Annotated in this window: 4 protein-coding genes; all 4 read right to left on the bottom strand. The window is 63.4% G+C overall.

Going from position 1 to position 8,092, the window contains the following annotated elements:
• Positions 1–8 precede the first annotated feature (8 nt).
• Positions 9–1,877, bottom strand: a complete 1,869-nt coding sequence (locus QP305_RS08120) for an amino acid ABC transporter ATP-binding/permease protein (protein WP_284904855.1) — start codon at positions 1,875–1,877, stop codon at positions 9–11.
• On the bottom strand, positions 1,861–3,642 hold the full coding sequence (locus QP305_RS08125) for an ATP-binding cassette domain-containing protein (RefSeq protein WP_284904856.1): 1,782 nt from the start codon (positions 3,640–3,642) through the stop codon (positions 1,861–1,863). Before QP305_RS08125 ends, QP305_RS08120 begins: the two co-directional genes overlap by 17 nt.
• A gap of 163 nt (positions 3,643–3,805) precedes the next feature.
• Positions 3,806–4,897 carry a heme/hemin ABC transporter substrate-binding protein gene (locus QP305_RS08130; protein WP_284904857.1) on the bottom strand — a complete coding sequence of 364 codons (1,092 nt, stop codon included), beginning with the start codon at positions 4,895–4,897 and terminating at the stop codon, positions 3,806–3,808.
• Positions 4,898–5,168: 271 nt separating this feature from the next.
• The gene (locus QP305_RS08135; protein ID WP_350309604.1) at positions 5,169–7,766 is read right to left on the bottom strand and encodes a BspA family leucine-rich repeat surface protein; all 2,598 of its coding nucleotides are present in this window, start codon (positions 7,764–7,766) and stop codon (positions 5,169–5,171) included.
• Positions 7,767–8,092 lie beyond the last annotated feature (326 nt).

Genomic DNA, 8,092 nt, shown 5'->3' on the forward strand with positions numbered 1-8,092 from the left:
ACGGAGCGCTAATGGCGCGGCGCGGCGCCGTTCTCCCGCACGGCGGTACCGTTGTCCCGCACAGCTTCCCGCACCCGCGCTTCGGTGATCTCGGCGGGCGGGCCGGCAAGCACCAGGCGCCCACCGGAGAGCACCGCCACGGTATCGGCTTCGCGCACCGCATCGAGGCGGTGGCTCACTTCAATAATGGTGGCCTCGGGCAGGGCGGCGCGCAGATTGGCGCGGATGCGCGCTTCAAGTTCGCTATTGAGGGCGGCGGCGAATTCATCGAGGATGAGGACGGCCGGGTGCATGAGCACCGCGCGGGCCAGGCACAGGCGCTGCACCTGCCCGCCCGAAAGCGCATATCCGGTGGGCCGCCCGTGCGAGGTACCGCCTCCCACCCGGGTATTCAAGCCTTCCGGCATGGCCCGCACATCGCTATCCAGCCCGGCCACGCCGAGGGCGCGCCACAGCTCAGTTTCGGTGGCCTTCGGTACCCCGAGCCGCAGATTATCGGCGATGGTCCCGGCCACGATCTGACTCTTTTGGGACACCCCCACCACGCAGGCATGTAGCGAAGCGACCTTGAGGTCCGTGGTGGGAATTCCGCCGATCCGCACCGTCCCGGATGTCGGGTCATCGTAGCGTTCCACCAGATGCACCAGGGTGGATTTGCCCGAGCCGGAACGCCCGGCCAGCACCGTGTGGGAACCGGCGGGAATACGCAAGCTCACTCCGCGCAGCACTTCGCGCTCGCGTTCCGGATAGGCGTAGTGGACGTCGTCGAATTCCACGGAGAGGCCGCGTTCGGGCATGAGGATCCCGGGGCCGTCCGGGCACGGCTGGGGCGCGTGCGCGAGGGCATAGATACGCCGCGCGGCCGCGAGCGAGGCATCGAGGGATGACGCCGCATCTTCGAGAGCTTGGGGGCCTTCCCATACCCGCAGCGCCGCCACCGCGCCGGCCGCCGCAAGCGGCAGTGAAATACTCGGATCACTCACTCCCACCGCGATAATCCACGCCGCGCTCATGCCGGCGGCAAGAATATTCGCCCCGCGGCGCAGCCCGGCCACCCAGGCCGGGAAAGATCCACCGGTGGCGACTTTCGCACCCAGGGCCGCTGTTTCGTCCATCCGGTCGGCGGTGCGGCCGAAGACGAGCACGTCTTCGAGGCCGTAGAGCGAATCGGTCACATGCGCGGCCAGATCGGCGCGGGCGGCGAGTTGCGCCGTCGTCGCATCAATCGCGCGCCGGGTACCCGCGTACGGAATCACGGCGAGCGCGAGCGCCGCGGCTACCACCGGCAGCGCCATCGCGCTCCACCCGAGCAGCGCGCCGCCCACCAGCAGCGCCGCGGGGGTAAGCACGTAGGCGCAGACCACCGGCGCCACAGTATGGGCGTAGACCACCTCGATGCGGTCAATATCGCGGGTGAGGGAGGCAACGATATCCCCCGAACGCGAGCGCGCCATAATCCCGGGGGCCTTGGGCCACAAGCTGGCAAAAACGCGAGTGCGCAGCAGTTCGAGGGCCCGGAAGGCCACGTAGTGCCCGGTGAATTGTTCGAGGTAGCGCAGGGCGGCTTTGAGGAGCGCGAGGAGAGCCACGAACCAGAGGAAGCCCGCTCCCCCGCCGCTGCTCACGGCCGCCACCATCCCGTAGGTCGCCACCGCGAACAGCCCAATATCGGCCACCTGGCCGGCGGCCCGGCACAGGGTGGAGAGGGCGAGCGGGCCGTGGACGGGGCGGGTGAGGGAGAGCAGCCAGCGCAGCACGGTGCGCAACCCCGGCGCGGCGCCATTGCTCTTGCGCGCACCATTCCTGCGCCGCACGGCGCCGTTATTCTCGCGCGCACCATTCCCGCGCAACGCGGCTTTATTACTCGGCGTGGACATCACTGACCTCCTCGAGAATTCCGTCGCGGACCCGCACCACCCGGTCCGCCAGCGCCGCCAAGGCGGGACGGTGCGTGACCATGACGAGCGTGTACTCGAGCCCCAGCCCCGCCAGCGCCGCGCATATCCGGTCTTCGGATTCGAGGTCTACCTGTGCGGTGGGCTCGTCGAGCAGCAGCAGGGTGCGCCCGGCCAAAAACGCCCGCGCCAGGGAGATACGCTGCGCCTGCCCGCCGGAAATCAAAGCGGAATCCTCCCCGAGATAGGTACCGAGCCCCTCCGGCATCCGCGCCACGTCCTCGGCGACCTGCGCCCGCCGCAGTGCCTCCCACATCTGTTCCTCAGTGGCATCCGGGCGCGCCAGGCGCAGGTTATCTGCAATAGTTCCGGTAAACATCCACGTTGTTTGGGCGACGACGGCGCTGCGCGCGCGCAACTGCGCCAGGTCACCACTCTCAGCATCCACGTGGACCTCGCCAATCTGCACACTCCCGGCTTGCGGGCGCAGGGCTCCGCGCAGCAGCGCGAGCAGGGTGGATTTCCCGGCTCCGCTCACTCCCACAATCGCGAGGCGTTCCCCGCGCGCCACGCGTAGATTCACCGAGGTCAGCACTTCTTCACGCCCGTAATTCACCGCCGCGTTAGTCACGGTGATCAGCGGGGCGGCACTGGCGGGCGGGGTGGCGCCGTCACTCTCAGCCGCACCTGAATCCGCAACGGTGCTGGGAGCCGCAGCTGCGCCGTCGTGCACTATACGCGGAGCGATGGCGAGGTACCGGGTGATGGCTTTTTGGGCGGCGCGCCCGCCCATCCCGATGTAGAAGAAGCCCGCTACTTGCGAGAGCGGTTCAAGGAGTACCACCGCGAGGAGGGCCACGGCGAGGGCTTCCCACGGGGCTAGGTGCGCGGCGCGGGCGGTGGTGAGCCCGGCGGTCAGGCAGATGAGGAGGAGCCCGACCAGGCCGTCCATCACAATAATGACGATTTGGTTGCCGGCCAGCATCCGCATAATGGCGCGGCGGTTCGCTTCGCCGCGGCGGGCCAGGTCCGCTTCGGTGCGTTCCCCGGCGTTAAAGAGGCGGATGGTGGTCATATTGCGGATGGCGTCGAGATAGCTATCCACGAGGGTGTCGCGCGCGCGGCGCGATTCGGTAGACGCGCGGCGGAAGAAACGGAAGAAGAGGCCGATGCCGGCGGGGATAAGCGGGAGGGCTGCCATCACGCCGAAGCCGATTACCGGGTCGATGGCGATGCCGATAAAGGCGAGGGTGAGGAACGGGGCGAGCAGCGCGCCGATGGTGGTGCCCACGTAGCCCTGCCGGTAGTTGGTGATGCGTTCGACGCTATCGGTGAGGAGCGGGAGGAGGCGCCCGGCGGTATAGAGCGTGGGGGTGCCGGTGCGGGCGAGCGTGAAGGTGCGTTCGAGGAGCCTGCCGCGCAGCCGGCGTTCCTCCGCGCGGGCTGCCCCGGTGCTGCCCACTCGTTCGGCTACCGCGCAGGCGGCGGCCAAGGCGAAGAAGCCGGCCGCGAGCCAGAGGTGGGTGCTGCTCAACGGTACCGCACTGGTGTGGGCCACCGTCACGTACCCGGCAATAATCGCCGCGATGGTGGCCAGGCGCAGGCAGGCCGCGATGAGTGCGGCGCGGCGCCCGGGGGTGGAAATTGGATCCGCCCCGCGTGAGCTCGGGCCTTGCGCTGGCCGCGTGGCGTGCCCGGCCGGCGAAGAATGCGGATGTCCCTCGCGCGAGCTGGGGCGCTGGGCCACGGTCATCCTCTCACTGTCCTTTCGTGTTTCCCTTCGCGGTGCGCTACCGCGGGCGTACTACCACCCGCGTTTCCCACGCCGCGTGGCGTGTTCCTACTGCTGCCGGCGATGTGTTCCCACTACTTGCCGGCGAGGCGTTCCCACCGCTGCCGCCGTTGTACCGCTACTGGGCAGTGTAAAGCGCCTGGCCCATCGCCCGAATAAGATCGCCACTTTGCGGACCGAATCCGAGGGAAAGATTATCGGGGATGGCGAGCACGCGCTGCTTCTTCCCGGCGTCGGTTTGCGAGATCCCGGGTTGCCCTTCGAGCGCCTCGATCCCGCCGAGTGCGCCCAGCCCATTGGTCATCACGATAATAACTTCGGGATTGGCCACGAGCAGGGCTTCCTGGCTGGCCGGCCGGGCCTTGGTGACTCCCGCTTCCCCGGCCATATCGCGCCCGCCCACCGCATCGATCACGCCGCTGGCACCCGATTCGCTCCCGAGCAGCATAAACAGCCCGGCCTGGGGGCGAATATTGAGGAAGACCATGCGCAGCGGGTCGGCCGGGGCCAGCTGGGCGACATCGATCCGCGCCTGCGCGATGGATTGGGAAATCTGGGCGGCCAGTTCTTCACCCGCCTGCCCGGCTCCCACAGCACGGGCGACTTCCGCCGCGCGGGCGGGCGCGTCGTCGAACTTTGTTGCGCGCGTAAGCCGCACCACCGGAATACCGGACGCTTCGAGTTGCGCGAGGGCGCCTTCGGCCCCGCGGATCGTACCGTCGGTGAGGATGAGGGTCGGGGCGAGACGCAGTACTGCCTCGGCGTTCACGCTGTGCCCACTTTCGGTGACCACCGGCACGTCCGCGAGGCTCGGCTCGGTATCGGATACGGTGCGGCCCGCGATGGTGGTGCCCAGCCCGAGGGCGAGGAGCGTTTGCGAAATCGCGGCGGACATATCGAGGGTCACCACGCGCGACGCATCGGTCACGGTCACTTTCGCGCCACTGGCGTCCGTGATGGTGACGGGGAGATTGACGGCGGCAGGCTGCGCCGGATGCGGTTCGGGGAGCGGATCGACGCTCACCATTCCGGTGAGGCTGCGCGGATCGGGCACGGCTACCGCGGTGGTGGCGGGCGCGGATGCTTGCGCTTCAGCTGCCGGTGCGGATGCGGCTCCTTCCTTCGGGGAATTCCCTTCGGTTTTCCCGGTGGTTCCGCAGGCGCCCAGGGCGAGTGCGAGCACCGCGCACAGCGCTCCCCAACGTTTCATTCTTACCTCCATTTCGCGTGTACCTAAGGTACGACGGCGCAGCTAGCCCCCGCGAGCAATCCGCGTGCATGTCGCTATCCGAAGGCGGCGCGCCGATCATGTATCGGACGGTACCACACCCTTACGACAAGGTTGAGCCCTGGCGACGCATCCGCCCAACTGTCGCTATGTGTGCCGATCCGGCTAGCCGCACATAAGCGGGCCCCGCTCACGAAACGGAGCGGGGCCCTTGCCCGGCTAGAAGACGACGTAGCCGGAACGTCACGGAGTTTTAGCGGCGTACCGCCGGGGTATCGATACCATCTCCATCCCAGTCACCGATGTAAAGGGTGTCAGAGACCCGCCCGTAGGCCAGGACCCGATCGGCATCACCGGGCGTCAGGGAATTCTTCACGTAGATGGTATTCCCGCGGCGCACCGCGAAAGTATCTACGCCGTCGCCATCGAAATCACCCAGGAGGGTAGTGTCACCGTCCCGCCCGTAGGAGAAGACGCTATCGGCCACACCCGAGGCAATGCTGTTCTTGACGTAGTACATATTGCCGCGGCGCACCGCGAAGGTATCCACGCCGTCACCATCGAAGTCACCGGTGTAGACGGCGTCATTGGCCCGCCCGTAGTAGATGACTTGATCAGCAGCCCCGCTGTGCAGCGAGTTGAGGACATGGTAGGCATTCCCGCGGCGCACGGCGAACGTATCCTTACCGTCTCCGTCGAAATCACCGACGACGATCTCATCGCTCGCGCGGCCGTAGGAGAAGACGTGATCGGCTTGGCCGCCCTGCACGGAGTTCTTCACGTACAGAATGTTTCCGCGGCGCACCGCAAAGGTATCCACACCGTCACCATCCCAGTCCCCGACGAGCACCTGGTCACCGGCGCGGCCGTAGGAGAACATATGCTCAGCAACCGTGGAAGTCCAGTTATTCGAAACGTAGAACATATTGCCGGTGTTTGGAACGGATGGAGTCGGCTTCGGTGCCGGTGGCGTGACTTCGCGGGCTGTTACGGTTAAGGAAGAATCCTCAAATGTGATTCCGTATCCCGCCGCACATTCGGCTTTTACTTTCACGCTTCCTTGGGTGATCGGATATTCACCGGGTTTAGTTTCCGTGGTGTACGTCAGAGCAGGTTGGCCTTCCAGACACGTCGAGAATCCTTCGGGATTGGTCGTGAGCTCCAGGCTAGGCGCCGGGCTCCCCTCCACGACGCTCAATGGGGCAACCGTGACTCCCACCATCATGTTCGGGCGCACGTAGTACACCGCATCATCGCGAAGTGTATCGGCGATACTGAAGAGATCGTTAGCGTTCTGTCCCATGACCGCTTCTGATCTCAGCGGAAGCGGGACGTCAGCAGATTCGCTCTCTTCCACGATATTAAAGGGAACGTCTTTCTGGAACTTAAAGTTATTTGTCCCCTGCGCAAGTGCTTTCACTTGGCTACCGGTGAGTCTAATGACCGCGGGTGAGCTCGTCGCAAAAACTGAATCAAGCGAGGCAGGGAGGGTACCCCAGTTTGCAATATCGAGGAACTGCGCGAAGTTATCCATCTCAAACATCTGGTTAATATCGGTTACTTTACCCATATCCCATTTCGAGACATCCGGATTCGCGTATACCGCAACGGCAAACATGCTATTCATATTTGTGACGTTGCTGGTATTCCAGTTAGTGACGTTGGGGCGGGCCGCAAAAGCCCACGTGAACATCCGGCTCATGTCTGTAACATTTCCGGTATCCCATTTCGAGACATCGGGATTCGCCTTTGTGGCATTAGCAAACATGGAGCGCATATTTGTGACGTTGCTGGTATCCCAATCGGCAACGTTTGGATTAGCTGAGCTTGCCTCCTCGAACATACTTGCCATTGTGGTGACGTTGCCGGTCTTCCACTTCGACGTATCGGGGTTAGCCATAGAAGCACTCGCGAACATCGAACTCATATCAGTGACCTTGCTGGTATCCCAGCTCGCCGCATTCGGGTTGGCCGACTTCGCGCTCTTGAACATACTGGCCATCGTGGTGACGTTTCCGGTGTCCCAGTTTGAAACATCAGGGTTCGCTTGTTTGGCATGAGCAAACATGGAGTTCATGTCCGTCACCTTGCTGGTATCCCAATTCGCAACGTTTGGACTAGCCGATTCTGCACCCCAAAACATATTTGCCATTGTGGTGACGTTCCCGGTCTTCCACGCCGTCACATCAGGGTTAGCATGCGTCGCCTGGAAGAACATATCACTCATATTCGTCACATTTGAGGTGTCCCATGTGGTTACGACTGGATTCGCGGAGGTGGCTTCTCGGAACATCGAGTGCATATCCGTGACTTTTCCGGTGTTCCACCTAGAGACATCCGGATCGGCACTCGTTGCATGGAGGAACATGCTGTTCATATCGGTAACGTTGCGAGTGTCCCAGTTGGCTACGTTGGGATTCGCCTGTGCCGCACCGTTGAACATTGCCATCATCGTTGTAGCCTTGCTGGTATCGATGCCGTTCTCTGGCAATTGGATATCAGCAGCGCCGCACTGACTAAACAGAATGCTGGAGTCCTGCGGGAATGAGATTGTCTTATCGGCGTCCGGACTAAAAATAATCCGTTTCGCCGGTGCAGTGTTATTTTCGCAATGTGGCTTTTTAACGGTGAGCCATTGTTCGCGGTTGAGTTCACCGTAACCTGAGACGGTGAGAGTTTCAGAAAGAGCATCCCACGTTGCAGCGAGATGCTCCCCGACGGGCGCAGAATAATCGGAGCTTCCGTCGACACCATTCGGATCTATTTCCGAGGCGAAGCTAGCAGAAGCGAGCCCCCCCCCCGCACATAACGGCGAGCGTAGCTGTGACAGCTGCTGCGCGTTTTCTAATATTCAACACGGCGTAGCCTTCCTACGGTCAAGCTCCTTGCTTGACCGCAATATCGGTCACCACGCATAGTTCCCATTTGCGCGGTGCAACCAACGAAAGTCACAACTACGTGACTCCCTTGAACTACTTTAAATCAAAGTAGTTCACCGCGTCTAGATTATGCGAAGGCAAATTCGCCCGGTCGGCTGGGCCTCGCAGCTTAAATGCGTGTGTGGGGTGCCAGCCCCAAACAGGACTAACACCCCACACACTAAGAAACATGGCGGCAGTGACCTACTCTCCCACACCCCACCGAGTGCAGTACCATCAGCGCAAACAACCTTAGCTA

It is taken from the genome of Actinotignum timonense, from assembly GCF_030216305.1.
Lineage (GTDB): Bacteria > Actinomycetota > Actinomycetes > Actinomycetales > Actinomycetaceae > Actinotignum > Actinotignum timonense_A.